The organism is Bacillus basilensis (assembly GCF_050630465.1).
Taxonomy (GTDB): domain Bacteria; phylum Bacillota; class Bacilli; order Bacillales; family Bacillaceae_G; genus Bacillus_A; species Bacillus_A basilensis.
On record NZ_JBNTQO010000005.1, the window covers coordinates 25,574 to 40,591 of the forward strand.

A 15,018-nucleotide genomic window follows, 5' to 3' on the forward strand; every position below is an offset into this window, starting at 1 on the left:
TCTTCCTTTAGTCATCTGATGACCATATGTTTGTTGGTGAAGTTGTAAAAAGGGGGAGTAATAATTATGAAAGTTACTTTATTTGTTACTTGTTTAGTCGATATGTTTGAAACAAACGTCGGCAAAGCAACAGTTGAGGTGTTGGAGCGTTTAGGTTGTGAAATTGAATTTCCAGAAGCGCAAGTTTGTTGCGGTCAGCCTGCGTATAATAGCGGCCATGTAGAAGCAGCAAAAGAAGCGATGAAACATATGATTGAAACTTTTGAAGATGCAGAATATATCGTTACGCCATCTGGTTCTTGTGCGACAATGTTTCATGAGTATCCGCATGTTTTTAAAGATGATCCAAAGTGGGCTAAACGTGCACAAAAAGTTGCTGACAAAACATATGAATTTACACAATTTATTGTAGATGTTTTAAAGGTTACTGATGTTGGTGCAAGTTTACCAGGGATAGCTACTATTCATAAATCTTGTCATATGACACGTATGCTTGGAGTAAAAGAAGCACCAGGAATTTTATTGTCAAATGTAAAAGGATTAACTGTGAGAGAGTTGCCAAATGTGCAAAATTGTTGCGGGTTTGGGGGAACGTTTTCAGTGAAGATGACTCCAATTTCTGAGCAAATGGTAGATGAAAAGGTAGATAGTGCAATGGAAACAGGTGCAGATTATTTAATCGGTGCAGATTGTGGGTGTTTGTTAAACATTGGCGGACGTATTGAGCGTTTAGGAAAAGAAATAAAAGTAATGCATATTGCTGAGGTACTGAATAGTCGCTCATGAAGGGGGAACATAAGCTATGTCTATGAAAATCAGTGAGAAAAAATTTAATGATCGCGTTGGCGATGGAATTCAAGATTCGTTTATGCGCGGAGCAGTATCTTCTGCACAAACGCGTTTATATACGAATCGCTTAAAAGCAGCGGACGAATTAGGAAACTGGGAAGAGTGGCGTGAACTCGGTGAAGAAATTCGTCAACATACGTTAGAAAATCTTGATTATTACTTAATGCAGTTAAGTGAAAATGTATCAAAAAGAGGCGGCCATGTGTACTTTGCGAAAACGAAAGAGGAAGCAGCAAAGTATATCCAAGATGTTGCGAAAAAGAAGCAGGCAAAAAAAGTAGTAAAATCAAAGTCGATGGTAACAGAAGAAATTAGTATGAACCATGCGCTTGAAGAGATTGGTTGTGAAGTGTTAGAAAGTGATTTAGGAGAGTATATTCTGCAAGTAGATAACGATCCACCTTCACATATTATTGCGCCTGCACTTCATAAAAATAGAACACAAATTCGTGATGTATTTAAAGAAAAGCTTGGCTATGAAAATTCTGATGATCCTTACGAAATGACGAAGTTTGTTCGTAAACAACTTCGTGAAAAATTTATGGATGCAGAAATTGGTGTGACAGGTTGTAACTTCGCTGTTGCAAATACTGGTTCTCTTTGCTTAGTAACAAATGAAGGTAACGCCGATCTTGTTATGTCGATTCCAAAAACACAAATTGCGGTTATGGGTATGGAACGTATGGTTCCGACAATGGAAGAATTAGATGTTTTAGTTGGTTTACTATGTCGTAGTGCAGTAGGTCAAAAGTTAACAAGTTATGTAACTGTAGCGGGACCAATTCAAGAAGAGGAAGTAGATGGGCCTGAAGAATTTCATTTAGTTGTTGTTGATAATGGCCGCTCTCAAATTCTTGGATCTGAATTCCGTTCAGTATTGCAATGTATCCGTTGCGCTGCTTGTGTTAACGTATGTCCTGTATATCGTCATGTTGGTGGACATTCATATGGTTCTATATACTCAGGACCAATTGGTGCGGTATTAACACCACTTCTAGGTGGATATGATGATTATAAAGAGCTTCCTTATGCTTCTAGTTTATGCGGAGCGTGTACAGAAGCTTGTCCAGTAAAAATTCCATTGCATGATTTATTATTAAAACATCGTCAAGTTATCGTTGAGCAAGAAGGACGTGCTCCACTTGCAGAAAAATTAGCAATGAAAATGTTTAGTATGGGCGCATCTTCAGCAGCTTTATATAAAATGGGATCAAAAATGGCGCCAGCAGCAATGAGTCCATTTACATCTGGTAACCGTGTATCAAAAGGTGTTGGGCCACTTAAAAACTGGACAGATATTCGTGAATTCCCGGCTCCAAGTAAAGAACGATTCCGTGATTGGTATAAAGATCATAAGAAAGGCGGGGACAAATAATGACAGGATTAATTCAAAACCGTGAGTCCTTTCTAGATAATATTGCAAAAGAACTTGGACGCGCACGTAAAACGGATGGTGTAGAACGCCCAGCATGGAAAAATAATGTGAATAAAGAAACGTTAAAAGATTATTCACAAGAAGAATTGTTAGAAGTATTTAAAAATCAATGTACAAACATTCATACAACTGTTGTGGAAACGACAAACGACCGTTTACGTGAAGATATTCAAAAGGTAATCGTGGAAAACGGCGGGGGACCTATTATGTTATCGGCGGATGAACGTTTTGATTCTTATGGGTTGACTTCTTTATTTAAAGAAGAGCTTCCAAAGCAAAATGTTGAAGTGAATGTATGGGATCGGGAGAAAAAAGAAGAGAATATGCGTATCGCGGAAAGAACGAATATTGGAATTGCATTTAGTGATTATACTTTAGCTGAATCTGGTACGATTGTTGTACAAAGTCATAAAGGCCAAGGGCGTTCTTTACACTTTTTACCGACTGTATACTTTGCTATTATTCCACGTGAAACACTTGTGCCTCGTATTACACAAGCAGTTGAGGATATGAACACACGTGTAGAAAATGGCGAGACAGTGGCATCTTGTATTAACTTTATTACAGGACCTAGTAACTCGGCAGATATTGAAATGAATCTTGTTGTCGGGGTACATGGACCATTAAAAGCAGTATATTTCATCGTATAAAAGAGGGGAAAGCAGGCCAGAAAATGGCCTGCTTTTTTAATAGAATAGAGATAATATGAAGTAGAAGTTCTCTCCTTTTTTTGCTATGTTCTTCTGGAAAGGAGAGGAAAGGATGTTCACTTATTTATATGCATTGTTAGTGGGGATGGTGTTTGGTTCTTTTTTTATGTTAATTGCGATGAGAGTTCCACAAGGTGAGTCTATCATTACCCCTCGTTCACATTGTCATTATTGTAAGTACGTGCTAAAGCCAAAAGAATTAATTCCAATCATTTCTTTTTGTATACAAGGAGGACGTTGTACGAATTGTAAGAGGAAAATTTCAATTTTGTACGTAGTATTTGAACTTATAACCGGAATAATATTTCTTCTTACTGTATATATGATTGGGGTGGAACGAGAGCTTATCATCATTTTATCGCTTTTTTCGTTACTTCTTATTATTTCAGTTACAGATTACATATATATGTTAATCCCTAATCGCATTTTAGCTTGGTTTGCTTGTTTACTCATTTTAGAATGTGCTTTTGTGCCGTTAGTTACTTTGATAGATAGTATAGTTGGTAGTGGCGTTATATTCATTTTGTTATATTGCATGCAAAAGATATATCCAGAAGGGCTTGGTGGAGGAGATATAAAATTACTTTCGTTACTTGGATTTATAGTTGGACTGAAAGGGATCTTTCTGATTTTATTTTTAGCATCTTGCTTTAGTCTTTGTTTCTTTGGAGCTGCTATAGTATTAAAACGTATGAAAATGAGGACCCAAATTCCGTTTGGCCCTTTTATTACCCTTGGGGCAATATGTTATATGTTGGTTACATATACAAAATAGAGAGGAGATAAAAAATGAATGTATATATGGATGATCAAAGAAGTTGTCCGTACGGGTATGTTTTGGCAACTACAGTAGAATCTGCGTTACAATTTGTTCGGAGTAATAAGGTAAACATCCTCTCTCTTGACTTTAACATGGGATGGAGGCAAAAGAATGGGGCGGAATTTGTAGAAGCCTTTTGTACAGAAGGTCTATATGTTAATGAAATTCACCTTCATACAAATGATGTCATCGGTATACATCAGATGAAACAGAGAATTGCGAAGGGGAAAGAGCAAAGAGAAATTGATCCTCATATTGTCGTTAAATATGTGGGGAGCTAAAAACTCCAAAGTAAAACTTTGGAGTTTTTAATGTTTCATATGTGCTTGTAAAGGTATGATTTCCTCTGTTTGAGCTGCGACTAATTCAGTTTCTTCTTGTTCAAAAACAGGCGCTTTCTTTGTTAAGTAATGATAGACCATACCGACAAATACCGATCCGCCAATAATGTTACCGATTGTAACAGGAATTAAGTTATGAATAGCACCTGCAAAAGAAATTGTCTCAGGATGCGGTGAAACTAAAGATAGAGCAAACAGTGATAAGTTTGCGATGCTATGCTCATAACCAGATAAGAAGAATGTGAAAACAAGTAGCATCATCACCATTATTTTTGCTGTATCACCTTTAACTTGGGAAGGTAAGAAGCAGGCGAGACATACGAGCCAGTTACATAAAATTGCTTTAAAGAATAATTGCATTGTAGGTGTGTTCATTTTTCCTTCCACTACTTTATTCATTAAATGACCGTGATCGATTGCTTCGAAAATGCCAGTTGCGTAAAATAGTAAGGCAAAGAATAAAGCACCAGCTAAGTTACCTGCATAACAAGCAACCCAGTTACGAAGTGTATCAGAAGTCGTTGTTTCTTTTCTTAAAGTTGCCACTGTGAAATACATTGTATTTCCAGTAAACAATTCAGCACCACCATATATAATAAGTACGAGAGCAATTCCGAAAAACATAGAAGCTGCTAAATAAGTTGCTGGTGAATCTGCAATGTGAAAAAAGTTACCTAATTTAAAACATAGAACAATAATAAAACCGATATAAATACCCGCAAGTGCTGCACGAATGAAATATTGCATCGGGTTTGTATCTAGTATTTGTTTTTTGCTTTTAGCCAGTTTGACAACATAATCTAATCCTTGTTCTAGCATGAGTAATACGCTCCTTTAGTACATCATCTATAAATACTCCTTATATGAATAAAGTACATGGATTTAGTCATAGTTTCAATAAGTTTGTGCAATGTTTCACAAAAAGGACATACATACATAAGGAAAACGCTTACAATAAATAGTATAATGGAATTTTTTCTGGACATAGAGAGGGGACAAGGGAAAAAGAAAAAGCGCTGTAATTACAGCGCTTTTTCGTCTAAATTCTTTTCTACTTTTGTTTCTACTTCTTTCGAGAAGAACCAACCGCCAACTGCGATTCCAACTAATACAATCCAGAATGTAAGCTTCCATGGTGTAGATTCTGGGAATGAATGCGGAATTACATTTAATGCAGGGTGTGCTAACGTATAAACTGCTAATTTCACACCAACCCAACCTACAATTAAGAATGCTGCAGTTTCAAGTCCTGGTTTACGTTTTAATATTTGTACGAAAGCAGTTGCTGCAAATCGCATGATGATTAATCCGATAAGTCCACCTACAAAGATAACAACGAATTGCCCTGTATCAAGACTACCAATTGTACCTAATCCTGTTTTCGGTAAAGTCATTGCTAATGCAACGGCAGCTAAAATAGAATCAACTGCGAAGGCAATATCTGCAACCTCAACTTTAAATACAGTCCACCAAAAGTTCTCTTGTTTTTTCTTTGCTTCTTTTTCTTCTGTTTCTTCATCCGTATTCTTTTTAACATACGTTTTAAATAAATGATTACCAGCGATAAACATAAGGTAAATTGCACCGATTGCTTGCACTTGCCATACATCGACTAAGAACGAGATCATAAATAACGATCCGAATCGGAAAACAAATGCCCCCGCTAATCCGTAAAATAGTGCTTTTTTACGTTTTTCTTCTGGTAAATGTTTTACCATAATTGCAAGAACAAGCGCGTTATCAGCCGCTAAAATCCCCTCAAGTGCAATTAGGATGAGTAATACCCAACCATACTCCAATAATAATGATACATCCATGTACATTCTCCTCTCATTTCTATAAGTACTAAATAAGTGAAGAATTTCCCCACTATTTAGTTTCCCCATACTCCTGCCTATTAACTTTGGAAGAATTTGGTAATGAATACAAAAAAGACCTCTGCCGTTAATAGGCAAAGGTCTTGCTAGACATATGTAATGAAAATGCCAACAAAGCCGGAAGAACTAAGTTCTACGTAATGACGACTTTGTTTCCAAGAAACATTCTTGGACGCTACTCCCCTTTGGAGATATGCTGTTATATTCTCATTATATGGATAATTTATACGGTTGTCAACCTGTTAAAATATCTTCATTCGGATATTTTATTTTCCGGTTCTTTTTACGTGCAAAGGAAAAAGCCAATGTTAAAGGTCCCATTTTCCCAAAAAACATCATAAAGATAATAATAGCTTTTCCAATCATAGTTAAGTGGGGTGTGAAATTCATACTGAGGCCAACAGTCCCAAATGCTGAAAATACTTCGAAAGCACTTATTAATAGAGGAATTTGCTCAGTAATACTTAAAATTAAAATAGCGAAAAAGATAAATGAAATAGAAATAATAGTGATGGTCAATGATTTGACAATGAGAGTATCTTTAATTGATTTTTTAAATACGACAATATCATCTTGTTCTTGTAAAAATTTAAACACCCCAAAAAACATGATTAAAAATGTTGTTAACTTAATCCCGCCACCCGTTGAAGCACTACCAGCACCAATAAACATAAGGAGCATCATTAATAGTAAGGAAGGTTTGGATAATGCAGAAATATCAACCGTATTAAATCCGGCAGTTCGCGTTGAAATGGCTTGGAAATAAGCAGCCATTCCCTCTTCAAATGGGGTAAAGCCTCTCATAGAAAGAGAATTGTGGAACTCGAATATAAAAATAAAAACAGTCGCAATAATATTAATGATTAGAGTAGAAGAGAGCATAAGTTTTGAGTGTAATGTAAGGTTTTTAAAATTTTTCTTTCTCTTTATATCTACGATTACTGTAAAACCAATCCCACCTAAAATAATGAGGGAGGAAATAACGAGATTGACAAGAACGCTATGAGAATGGGACATTAAATTATCACTCCACACAGAAAAACCTGCATTGTTAAAAGCAGAAATCGAATGAAAAAAGCTATAATAGACCCCTTTAGCAATACCGTATTTTGGTACCCATTCAAAAGAAAGGATCAACGTAGCGATACATTCAACGGTAAAAGAGAATAAAAATAATGCTTTGGCAAGACGAATGACACCGCCGATATTCGTTTGATTTAACGCTTGTTGCAGTAAAATTCGATTTTGAAGACCAATTTTTCTGCCGAGCATAATCGCGGTTAAAACGGCAAAGCTCATAATGCCCAGTCCGCCCACTTGTATAAGCGTTAAAATGACACATTGGCCAAATAAGGTAAATACTTTTCCAGTGTCCACAACACCAAGCCCTGTAACCGTACAAGCAGAAACGGTTGTAAATAAAGCATCGAGCCATGAAATAGACGTTGTTGTAGCAATTGGTAGTTTTAATAAGCATGTACCGATAATTGATAACATAATAAAAGACAAAGTAAGAACACGAGGAGGACTCATGCGAATATTAATCCGTTTCATGTTACATATCGTTCCTTTCAGTTTGCTCTTACTAGTATGTGAAAAAGCACGATTATGTATGTTAAAAATAGAAAGAGGCAGAGAATATCTGCCTCTAAGCCATATGTTATAGGTTTATCCACGTAATTGTTGTTGAGCTAAAGCAACAAGGCGTTTTGTTACTTCACCGCCAACTGATCCGTTAGAACGAGATGCTGTATTAGATCCTAAGCTTACACCGAATTCTTGTGCAATTTCATATTTAAATTGTTCAAGCGCTTGTTCAGCACCTGGAACTAGTAATTTGTTTGTTTTTACCATGTTGATACACATCCTTATGAGTAGTCCAGTCCAGTTAAATACTTATCTGAACTGGTACCGTTATTTTATGTGGAAATAACGTACTCATACCCGGAAGTAATCGGTGTGATTAGAAGTTCTTGGATAGAAAAAAGAGTAGCAAATTTGCTACTCTTTTTTCAGTATTGTCGCTGTACCTTCCACGACAATATCATCGGATTGATTATAGATGTTTGTTTGTAATGTAATGATTTTTTTATCATCCCGTTTTTTGATGACTTCTGCCACTACACGAAGTGTATCGCCGATTTTGACAGGAGCGCAGAATGAAACGTTTTGAGATAAATAAATCGTATTTTTGCCAGGGAGTTTCGTTCCGAGAATGGTAGAAATAAAACTGGAAACGAGCATGCCATGAGCAATACGTTCTTTAAACATTGTCGTTTTTGCAAAAGAATCTAAAATATGAATGGGATTCACATCTCCAGTCAATTTTGCAAAATTGATAACGTCCTCATCCGTAATTTGTTTTGTTAATGATGCTTGGTCACCGACTTGAATCTCATCATAACGAAGCTCTGGAACAGTTTGTGCTTCTTGAAATGGATTCATTTTGTCCTCCTTCTTTTCCATATCGAAAAATGCCAGCCATCTTGATGTAGTAGGAGGAAGAAAGAGTTTTGTTTGTGCTGCAGTTAGTTGCCACATTTTTCTTACTTGATGGAAGTAAATAGATTTTTTGAGTTTTCCTCGAATTGCTTTGCGAGTTCTAGTTGTTTGGACTTGAACTCTCCCAAAAAAACTTCTAACTGTTTTTGAACCTCTTCACGTTGTGATTGTTGTTGCTCGATAAATTGCTTTGTTGTTTCTTCAAATTGCCCACTTGTTTGAGTAAGAATAGACAAAGATGTTTTCGTAGGAGAAACAGTAAGTTGGTGCATTTGAGTAGAAAGCTCATTCCATTTTTCTTGCCACTCGTTAATTTGGTCATTTAAGGAGTTTCCAGTTAATTGCTTCACGTAATCTGTATATTGGTTATTGAACTGAGCAGTGAATTGGTGTAGTTCTTTTTCTAGTTCATCTACACCTGATGTTAATTTATGCAAAGCGTCTTGTTGTTGTTTTAACGTTTCTAAAGTAAGTTGCTCTAATTGTTTCCCTGCTGAAGAGAAAAGGGAAAGAGATTGAGACCAGTTTTTCCAAAATGCATCGACTAATTCGTATGGCTTAGTTTCCATTGTTTGACCCCCAAATGTTTTTTTGCATATTGTGAACGCAGATTACTCTGCTGTACCACCAGGTGAAGATGAAGAATCCTTTTCATCCTTTTCTGGAGAAGTAGAAAATGGAAAGAATGCGTTGGTGTATAACGTGAAAAACGTCCGCAGCATATTTTGGTAATGCTCAAAAGAAGTCGCGCATGTTGTTAAATATTGCTCTCCATATTCAGTTAAAGAATAAATTCTTTTTGCTGGCCCTCCGTCGCTTGTATCCCAAGTAGAAGAAATAAGGTTTTCTTTTTCTAATTTGCGTAGTGTTCTATACACATTACCTTGGTCAACAGAAGAGAAGCCGATATCCATTAGCATTTGAATAAGTTTGTAACCATGAAGACTCCAGTCTTTTAGACAGAGAAGTAAGAAGGGAACTAAGAAGTTTTTTGGCATGGAGTTTGGTTGTTTTGCTTGGTTGTTCTCCAAACTTTCGCGTTGTTCTGGTTCATTTTGTAGCATGATTGTGCATCACCTCATGAATCAGTTAGATGGAATTTTTTGCTTATAAGTGCAATTTACACCTATCTGTTTTTAATGTCAATACATTTGTTGGAAAATAAAGAAAAATAAAATATATACTTGAAGTTTTATTCAGAATATTAGAAAATAGTGAATAGGTTGAATTGTTTCAAAAACGAAAAAGGGAGTGTAGGTAAAGTGATTGATCAAAAATTCGATCCACTACAAGCATGGAAAAATGCTTATGAACAAACCGAAACATTTTGGGGAAAAGCGCTCAATGAAACAATTAAAACAGAAGAATATTCTGCTTGGATGGGCAGTGTTCTAGATTTGAATTTGTTTTATCAAAAAGCATTAAATGATACAACAAAAAACTATTTAGAGCAGGTAAATGTGCCTACGAAAGAGGATATAGCTAGAGTGGCTACGCTTGTTATTAACTTAGAAAATAAAGTAGATAACATTGAGGAAGTTCTAGAAGAGAAAGTGGATTCGTTAGGACAAGCTCCTACATTAAAGCGTGATGTTACGAAAGTAAAACAAGATCTTCGCACATTAGAAACGAAAGTTGATCAAATTTTAGAATTGCTAGAAAAGCAAAATGCAGTACTAGCGAAACTACAAGAACCTGTAAAAGAAGAAGTAAAACCTACGAATAAGCCAGAAAATAAAAAGTGATAATAGCGCTTGTTTATAACAGATAAAAGAGAGAGGGAGAATCTCTTTTCTATGTATAAACAGCGAAACATAATTATATAGGGACTCCATAGTATGAGTACCAAAATGATTCATAATAGTCGTTCACAAATTCATTTAAGGGGGAAAAGAAATGGTTCAATTAAATGGAAAAGTAGCAATCGTAACAGGTGGGGCAAAAGGAATTGGAAAAGCGATTACAGTAGCGCTAGCACAAGAGGGAGCAAAAGTTGTTATTAACTATAACAGCAGTAAAGAAGCAGCTGAAAACTTAGTAAATGAGCTAGGAAAAGAAGGACATGACGTTTATGCAGTTCAAGCGGATGTTTCTAAAGTAGAAGATGCAAACCGACTTGTAGAAGAAGCAGTGAATCATTTTGGTAAAGTTGATATTCTTGTTAATAATGCTGGTATTACAAGAGATCGTACATTCAAAAAGTTAAATCGTGAAGATTGGGAGCGCGTAATTGACGTGAACTTAAGCAGCGTATTTAATACGACAAGCGCTGTACTTCCATACATAACGGAAGCAGAAGAAGGAAGAATCATTAGCATTTCTTCTATTATTGGACAAGCGGGTGGATTTGGACAAACAAACTACTCAGCAGCGAAAGCAGGTATGCTAGGATTTACAAAATCATTAGCATTAGAGCTTGCAAAAACAAATGTAACTGTAAATGCTATTTGCCCAGGATTTATTGATACTGAAATGGTAGCAGAAGTACCAGAAGAAGTACGTCAAAAAATCGTTGCAAAAATCCCTAAAAAACGTTTTGGTCAAGCTGATGAAATTGCAAAAGGTGTAGTATACCTATGCCGTGACGGTGCTTATATCACAGGTCAGCAATTAAACATTAACGGCGGATTATATATGTAATGAAGTAAGAAAAAAGTGCATATCCATAGCAGGAATGCACTTCTTTTTTTAGAAGGAAATCGACCAAAAAGGAGATAGAAAAATGACTACATTCGCAACAGAATGGGAAAAGCAATTAGAGCTATACCCAGAAGAATACCGAAAAGCATATCGCCGAGTGAAAAGGGCGAGTGAAATTTTATTACGTGAACCAGAGCCGCAAGTAGGCTTAACGCCGAAAGAGGTTATTTGGACGAAGAATAAGACGAAGCTTTATCGCTACATTCCAAAACAAGAAAAAACACAAAGAGTTCCAATTCTATTAATATATGCTCTTATTAATAAACCATATATTATGGACTTAACTCCTGGAAATAGTTTAGTGGAATATCTAGTGGACCGTGGTTTTGATGTGTATATGCTTGATTGGGGCACATTTGGTTTAGAAGATAGTCATTTGAAATTTGATGATTTCGTGTTTGATTATATTGCAAAAGCAGTAAAAAAAGTAATGCGAACTGCAAAATCGGACGAGATTTCTTTACTTGGTTATTGCATGGGTGGAACGCTAACTTCCATTTATGCAGCACTTCATCCACACATGCCAATTCGCAATTTAATTTTCATGACAAGTCCTTTTGATTTCTCTGAAACAGGATTATATGGTCCTTTACTAGATGAAAAATATTTCAATTTAGATAAAGCGGTTGATACATTTGGTAATATTCCCCCAGAAATGATTGATTTCGGAAACAAAATGCTAAAACCAATTACAAACTTTGTTGGCCCATACGTTGCTTTAGTAGATCGTTCAGAGAATGAGCGCTTCGTGGAAAGCTGGAGGTTAGTTCAAAAGTGGGTTGGCGATGGCATTCCGTTTCCAGGTGAATCATATAGACAGTGGATTCGTGATTTTTATCAAAATAATAAACTGGTTAAGGGTGAACTCGTTATTCGCGGACAAAAGGTAGACCTTGCAAATATTAAGGCGAATGTCTTAAATATTTCCGGGAAACGTGATCATATCGCCCTACCATGCCAAGTAGAAGCATTGCTAGATCATATTTCTAGCACAGATAAACAATATGTATGTTTACCAACAGGGCATATGTCTATCGTTTACGGCGGAACAGCTGTAAAACAAACTTATCCGATGATTGGAGATTGGCTTGACGAGCGTTCGAAGTAAAAATAAAAAATCCAACTAGCGTTGTGTTAGTTGGATTTTTTTATGGAAAATAACAAAACATAGAAAGGAGAAATTTATATTTTAGGAGTATAATTATGAAACTTATGACTGGTAAGTTGTTTTGGAATACAGGAGTTTCTGTACCTTGTTATCCACCGTTAGAAAATGATATGATATGTGATGTGCTTGTAGTCGGAAGTGGCGAAGCAGGTGCCCATATAGCGTATTTTTTAGCGAAAATTGGCATGAGTGTGATGCTTATTGAAAAAAGAAAAATTGCATGTGGTAGTACATTTGCAAATGCAGGTTTATTACAGTTTCTTCATGATAAATCGTTAACCTCACTTATCCATACATTTGGTGAAGAAAAAGGGGTACGAGCATATAAGCTTTGTTACGAAGCGTTACGAACAATGGAGAAAGTTGTACAGACTCTCGATATTGATCCCCATTTTATTCCACGAAGTAGTTTATATTATGCAAGTAAAAGTGAGGATGTCTCATTTTTACAAGAGGAGTACAATACGTTACAGAACTATGGATTTCCTGTTGAGTATTTTACAGAATCTAATATTAAGGAACGTTATTCCTTTACAAAACAATCAGCATTATACACACACGGTGATGCCGAAGTGAACCCGTATTTATTAGCACATAGTCTTTTGCATAAAGCAAATCAAATGGGTGCTACTATACATGAACATACAGAGGCCATACATATAAAAAAACGCCAAAGTGATTTAATTTGTTACACGAAAACAGGAAATCAAATTGTAGCAAAGAATATTATTATGGCAACGGGTTATGAAGCGCTTTTTGGGAAGAAAGAAAAAAATACAACAGTAGAGACATCTTATGCAGTTGTGACAAATGAAATAGATCAGTTTGAAGGCTGGCATGAGCGATCATTAATTTGGGAAACAGCACGGCCCTACTTATATTTTCGGACGCATCAAAACCGTATTATTGTAGGCGGATTAGATGAAGCGATGCAAATTCAAACAATCGGTGATACGAAATTATTGCATAAGCGTGATATCCTTATTAACATTGTAAAAGAGATGTTCCCGCAGTATAAAAATATACAAGCAGAGTATTATTGGGCAGCATCATTTGGTAGTAGTCATGATGGTCTACCTATTTTAAAAGAAGACAAAAAGATACATAATTTATTTTACGCATTACTGCATGGAGGTAATGGAACTTTGTATGGAATGGTATTTGCCAAATTATTTGAGCAGTTATTTACAAATAAAGAAAGTGAAGATTTTTCTTTATTTAATCGATAGAAAAAGGTAGCGAAGTGATGGAATGAGAGATATAAAAAAGTTTTTACAAAAATTACGTCCTGTACAACTCATTGTTTTGTTTTATTTATTAGCAGTAGTTGTATCGGTAATATTACTTAGTTTACCGTTTGTTACGAAGTCTGGTGTGAAATGGACATTTATCGATGCCCTATTTACATCTGTTAGTGCGGTAAGTGTTACGGGACTGTCTGTTGTTACGATTTCAGATACATTTACTACGGCAGGGATTATTGTTTTAGCCCTTATTTTACAATTAGGCGGCTTAGGAATTATGGCGCTTGGTACTTTTGTTTGGATCATAACGGGGAAAAAGATTGGTTTGCAGAGAAGAAGATTGATTATGGCAGACCATAATCAAGGAAACTTATCAGGTCTTGTAGAATTGATGCGTTCTATTTTAATTGTAATTATTTCGATAGAACTTATTGGAGCAATACTATTAGGTACAAGATTCCTACTTTATTTTCCAACTTGGCAAGAAGCTTATTTTCACGGTTTCTTTGCGGCTGTTAGTGCAACCACGAACGGAGGATTTGATTTAACAGGGCAATCACTAATTCCGTATAAGAAAGATTATATTGTTCAAATGATTCATATGTTACTTATTATTTTAGGAGCAATTGGTTTCCCGGTATTAATGGAAGTGAAACAATTCCTTAGTAAAAGGAGACAGCAACTATTTCGTTTTTCATTATTTACAAAACTGACGACAACAACATTTTTTGCACTCGTTATCGTTGGGACAATTATGATTTTTTTGCTAGAACGAAATCAGTTTTTAGCAGGAAAGTCATGGCATGAAACAGTTTTCTATACATTATTCCAATCTGTGACGACGCGAAGTGGTGGGCTTGCTACGATGGATATACGTGAGTTGTCACAACCGACGCTTTTATTTATGAGTATATTAATGTTTATAGGAGCATCTCCAAGTTCGGTTGGAGGCGGAATACGTACAACAACATTTGCTGTTAGTATATTATCGCTATACACTTTTGCAAGAGGCGGGAGAACGGTTAGAGTCTTCAAACGTCAGCTACATGAAGAAGATGTGCTGAAAGCATCTGTCGTTATGACGATGGGGATTTTATTATGTGCGACAGCACTATTTATCTTATCTATTACGGAAAATGTACCGCTTATGAGTTTAATTGTTGAAGTGTGTTCTGCTTTTGGGACGACAGGACTATCGACAGGTATTACGCCAGATTTAACAACTGTTGGTAAACTTGTACTCATTGTACTTATGTTTATTGGTCGCGTTGGTATTTTAACATTTATACTAGCTAGTGGCGGAAGAGAACAGCCGCCCCGCTATAAATACCCGAAAGAGCGGATTATTATTGGATAGCATGAAACCATTCTA

At 36.0% G+C, this 15,018-nt stretch carries 17 protein-coding genes and 1 riboswitch; of the genes, 10 read left to right on the forward strand and 7 right to left on the reverse strand.

Annotated elements, in window-relative coordinates; genetic code table 11:
• The first annotated feature begins 66 nt into the window (after positions 1-66).
• The 5 genes from ACQVV1_RS12000 to ACQVV1_RS12020 all read left to right on the forward strand — a co-directional run bounded on the left by ACQVV1_RS12000 (position 67) and on the right by ACQVV1_RS12020 (position 4,095).
• Positions 67-786 carry a (Fe-S)-binding protein gene (locus tag ACQVV1_RS12000; protein WP_242251044.1) on the forward strand — a complete coding sequence of 240 codons (720 nt, stop codon included), beginning with the start codon at positions 67-69 and terminating at the stop codon, positions 784-786.
• A gap of 16 nt (positions 787-802) precedes the next feature.
• Positions 803-2,224 (forward strand): LutB/LldF family L-lactate oxidation iron-sulfur protein, encoded by a 1,422-nt coding sequence (locus ACQVV1_RS12005; protein ID WP_242251045.1) that lies wholly within the window; start codon positions 803-805, stop codon positions 2,222-2,224.
• Positions 2,224-2,934, forward strand: coding sequence for a LutC/YkgG family protein (locus ACQVV1_RS12010; protein ID WP_242251046.1), 711 nt, complete (start codon positions 2,224-2,226; stop codon positions 2,932-2,934). Before ACQVV1_RS12005 ends, ACQVV1_RS12010 begins: the two co-directional genes overlap by 1 nt.
• A 112-nt stretch (positions 2,935-3,046) precedes the next feature.
• On the forward strand, positions 3,047-3,769 hold the full coding sequence (locus tag ACQVV1_RS12015; RefSeq protein ID WP_242251047.1) for a prepilin peptidase: 723 nt from the start codon (positions 3,047-3,049) through the stop codon (positions 3,767-3,769).
• A gap of 14 nt (positions 3,770-3,783) precedes the next feature.
• The gene (locus tag ACQVV1_RS12020) at positions 3,784-4,095 is read left to right on the forward strand and encodes a cyclic-phosphate processing receiver domain-containing protein (protein WP_242251048.1); all 312 of its coding nucleotides are present in this window, start codon (positions 3,784-3,786) and stop codon (positions 4,093-4,095) included.
• A gap of 27 nt (positions 4,096-4,122) precedes the next feature.
• Here ACQVV1_RS12020 and ACQVV1_RS12025 read toward each other — a convergent pair whose 3' ends face one another.
• The 7 genes from ACQVV1_RS12025 to phaQ form a co-directional block, all read right to left on the reverse strand.
• The gene (locus tag ACQVV1_RS12025; protein WP_309259869.1) at positions 4,123-4,974 is read right to left on the reverse strand and encodes a formate/nitrite transporter family protein; all 852 of its coding nucleotides are present in this window, start codon (positions 4,972-4,974) and stop codon (positions 4,123-4,125) included.
• Positions 4,975-5,177: 203 nt separating this feature from the next.
• Entirely contained in the window at positions 5,178-5,972 is a 795-nt protein-coding gene (locus tag ACQVV1_RS12030) for a TerC family protein (RefSeq protein WP_000383325.1), read from the reverse strand.
• Between the two features lie 90 nt (positions 5,973-6,062).
• Positions 6,063-6,228: riboswitch (yybP-ykoY riboswitch) on the reverse strand.
• A gap of 38 nt (positions 6,229-6,266) precedes the next feature.
• Positions 6,267-7,586, reverse strand: coding sequence for a TrkH family potassium uptake protein (locus ACQVV1_RS12035; RefSeq protein WP_431168910.1), 1,320 nt, complete (start codon positions 7,584-7,586; stop codon positions 6,267-6,269).
• Positions 7,587-7,700: 114 nt separating this feature from the next.
• Entirely contained in the window at positions 7,701-7,886 is a 186-nt protein-coding gene (locus ACQVV1_RS12040; protein WP_000241212.1) for an alpha/beta-type small acid-soluble spore protein, read from the reverse strand.
• A 147-nt stretch (positions 7,887-8,033) separates the two neighbouring features.
• Entirely contained in the window at positions 8,034-8,477 is a 444-nt protein-coding gene (locus ACQVV1_RS12045; protein WP_309259870.1) for a MaoC family dehydratase, read from the reverse strand.
• A gap of 101 nt (positions 8,478-8,578) precedes the next feature.
• On the reverse strand, positions 8,579-9,103 hold the full coding sequence (gene phaP, locus ACQVV1_RS12050; protein WP_063224516.1) for a polyhydroxyalkanoic acid inclusion protein PhaP: 525 nt from the start codon (positions 9,101-9,103) through the stop codon (positions 8,579-8,581).
• 42 nt (positions 9,104-9,145) lie between these two features.
• A complete protein-coding gene (phaQ, locus tag ACQVV1_RS12055; RefSeq protein WP_000939954.1) occupies positions 9,146-9,598 on the reverse strand; it encodes a poly-beta-hydroxybutyrate-responsive repressor in 453 nt (150 codons plus the stop codon).
• Between the two features lie 198 nt (positions 9,599-9,796).
• Between phaQ and phaR the strand changes: the two genes are divergently transcribed.
• The 5 genes from phaR to ACQVV1_RS12080 all read left to right on the forward strand — a co-directional run bounded on the left by phaR (position 9,797) and on the right by ACQVV1_RS12080 (position 15,003).
• Complete coding sequence (gene phaR / locus ACQVV1_RS12060) at positions 9,797-10,279, forward strand: polyhydroxyalkanoic acid synthase subunit PhaR (protein ID WP_000566952.1); 483 nt, start codon at positions 9,797-9,799, stop codon at positions 10,277-10,279.
• Positions 10,280-10,430: 151 nt separating this feature from the next.
• Positions 10,431-11,174, forward strand: a complete 744-nt coding sequence (locus ACQVV1_RS12065; protein ID WP_000250412.1) for an acetoacetyl-CoA reductase — start codon at positions 10,431-10,433, stop codon at positions 11,172-11,174.
• 82 nt (positions 11,175-11,256) lie between these two features.
• A complete protein-coding gene (gene phaC, locus ACQVV1_RS12070) occupies positions 11,257-12,342 on the forward strand; it encodes a class III poly(R)-hydroxyalkanoic acid synthase subunit PhaC (RefSeq protein WP_060630047.1) in 1,086 nt (361 codons plus the stop codon).
• Between the two features lie 95 nt (positions 12,343-12,437).
• The gene (locus tag ACQVV1_RS12075; RefSeq protein ID WP_242251052.1) at positions 12,438-13,631 is read left to right on the forward strand and encodes an NAD(P)/FAD-dependent oxidoreductase; all 1,194 of its coding nucleotides are present in this window, start codon (positions 12,438-12,440) and stop codon (positions 13,629-13,631) included.
• 22 nt (positions 13,632-13,653) lie between these two features.
• Entirely contained in the window at positions 13,654-15,003 is a 1,350-nt protein-coding gene (locus ACQVV1_RS12080) for a TrkH family potassium uptake protein (RefSeq protein ID WP_063224514.1), read from the forward strand.
• Positions 15,004-15,018 lie beyond the last annotated feature (15 nt).

Excerpts from the sequence above, each read along its gene's own strand:
- ACQVV1_RS12040 (WP_000241212.1), bottom strand. The coding sequence starts at position 7,886 with ATGGTAAAAACAAACAAATTACTAGTTCCAGGTGCTGAACAAGCGCTT.
- ACQVV1_RS12065 (WP_000250412.1), top strand. The coding sequence starts at position 10,431 with ATGGTTCAATTAAATGGAAAAGTAGCAATCGTAACAGGTGGGGCAAAA.
- ACQVV1_RS12075 (WP_242251052.1), top strand. The coding sequence starts at position 12,438 with ATGAAACTTATGACTGGTAAGTTGTTTTGGAATACAGGAGTTTCTGTA.
- ACQVV1_RS12010 (WP_242251046.1), top strand. The coding sequence starts at position 2,224 with ATGACAGGATTAATTCAAAACCGTGAGTCCTTTCTAGATAATATTGCA.
- phaQ (WP_000939954.1), bottom strand. The coding sequence starts at position 9,598 with ATGCTACAAAATGAACCAGAACAACGCGAAAGTTTGGAGAACAACCAA.
- ACQVV1_RS12025 (WP_309259869.1), bottom strand. The coding sequence starts at position 4,974 with ATGCTAGAACAAGGATTAGATTATGTTGTCAAACTGGCTAAAAGCAAA.
- ACQVV1_RS12005 (WP_242251045.1), top strand. The coding sequence starts at position 803 with ATGTCTATGAAAATCAGTGAGAAAAAATTTAATGATCGCGTTGGCGAT.
- phaP (WP_063224516.1), bottom strand. The coding sequence starts at position 9,103 with ATGGAAACTAAGCCATACGAATTAGTCGATGCATTTTGGAAAAACTGG.
- ACQVV1_RS12015 (WP_242251047.1), top strand. The coding sequence starts at position 3,047 with ATGTTCACTTATTTATATGCATTGTTAGTGGGGATGGTGTTTGGTTCT.
- ACQVV1_RS12045 (WP_309259870.1), bottom strand. The coding sequence starts at position 8,477 with ATGAATCCATTTCAAGAAGCACAAACTGTTCCAGAGCTTCGTTATGAT.
- phaC (WP_060630047.1), top strand. The coding sequence starts at position 11,257 with ATGACTACATTCGCAACAGAATGGGAAAAGCAATTAGAGCTATACCCA.
- ACQVV1_RS12080 (WP_063224514.1), top strand. The coding sequence starts at position 13,654 with ATGAGAGATATAAAAAAGTTTTTACAAAAATTACGTCCTGTACAACTC.
- ACQVV1_RS12035 (WP_431168910.1), bottom strand. The coding sequence starts at position 7,586 with ATGAAACGGATTAATATTCGCATGAGTCCTCCTCGTGTTCTTACTTTG.
- ACQVV1_RS12020 (WP_242251048.1), top strand. The coding sequence starts at position 3,784 with ATGAATGTATATATGGATGATCAAAGAAGTTGTCCGTACGGGTATGTT.
- ACQVV1_RS12030 (WP_000383325.1), bottom strand. The coding sequence starts at position 5,972 with ATGGATGTATCATTATTATTGGAGTATGGTTGGGTATTACTCATCCTA.
- ACQVV1_RS12000 (WP_242251044.1), top strand. The coding sequence starts at position 67 with ATGAAAGTTACTTTATTTGTTACTTGTTTAGTCGATATGTTTGAAACA.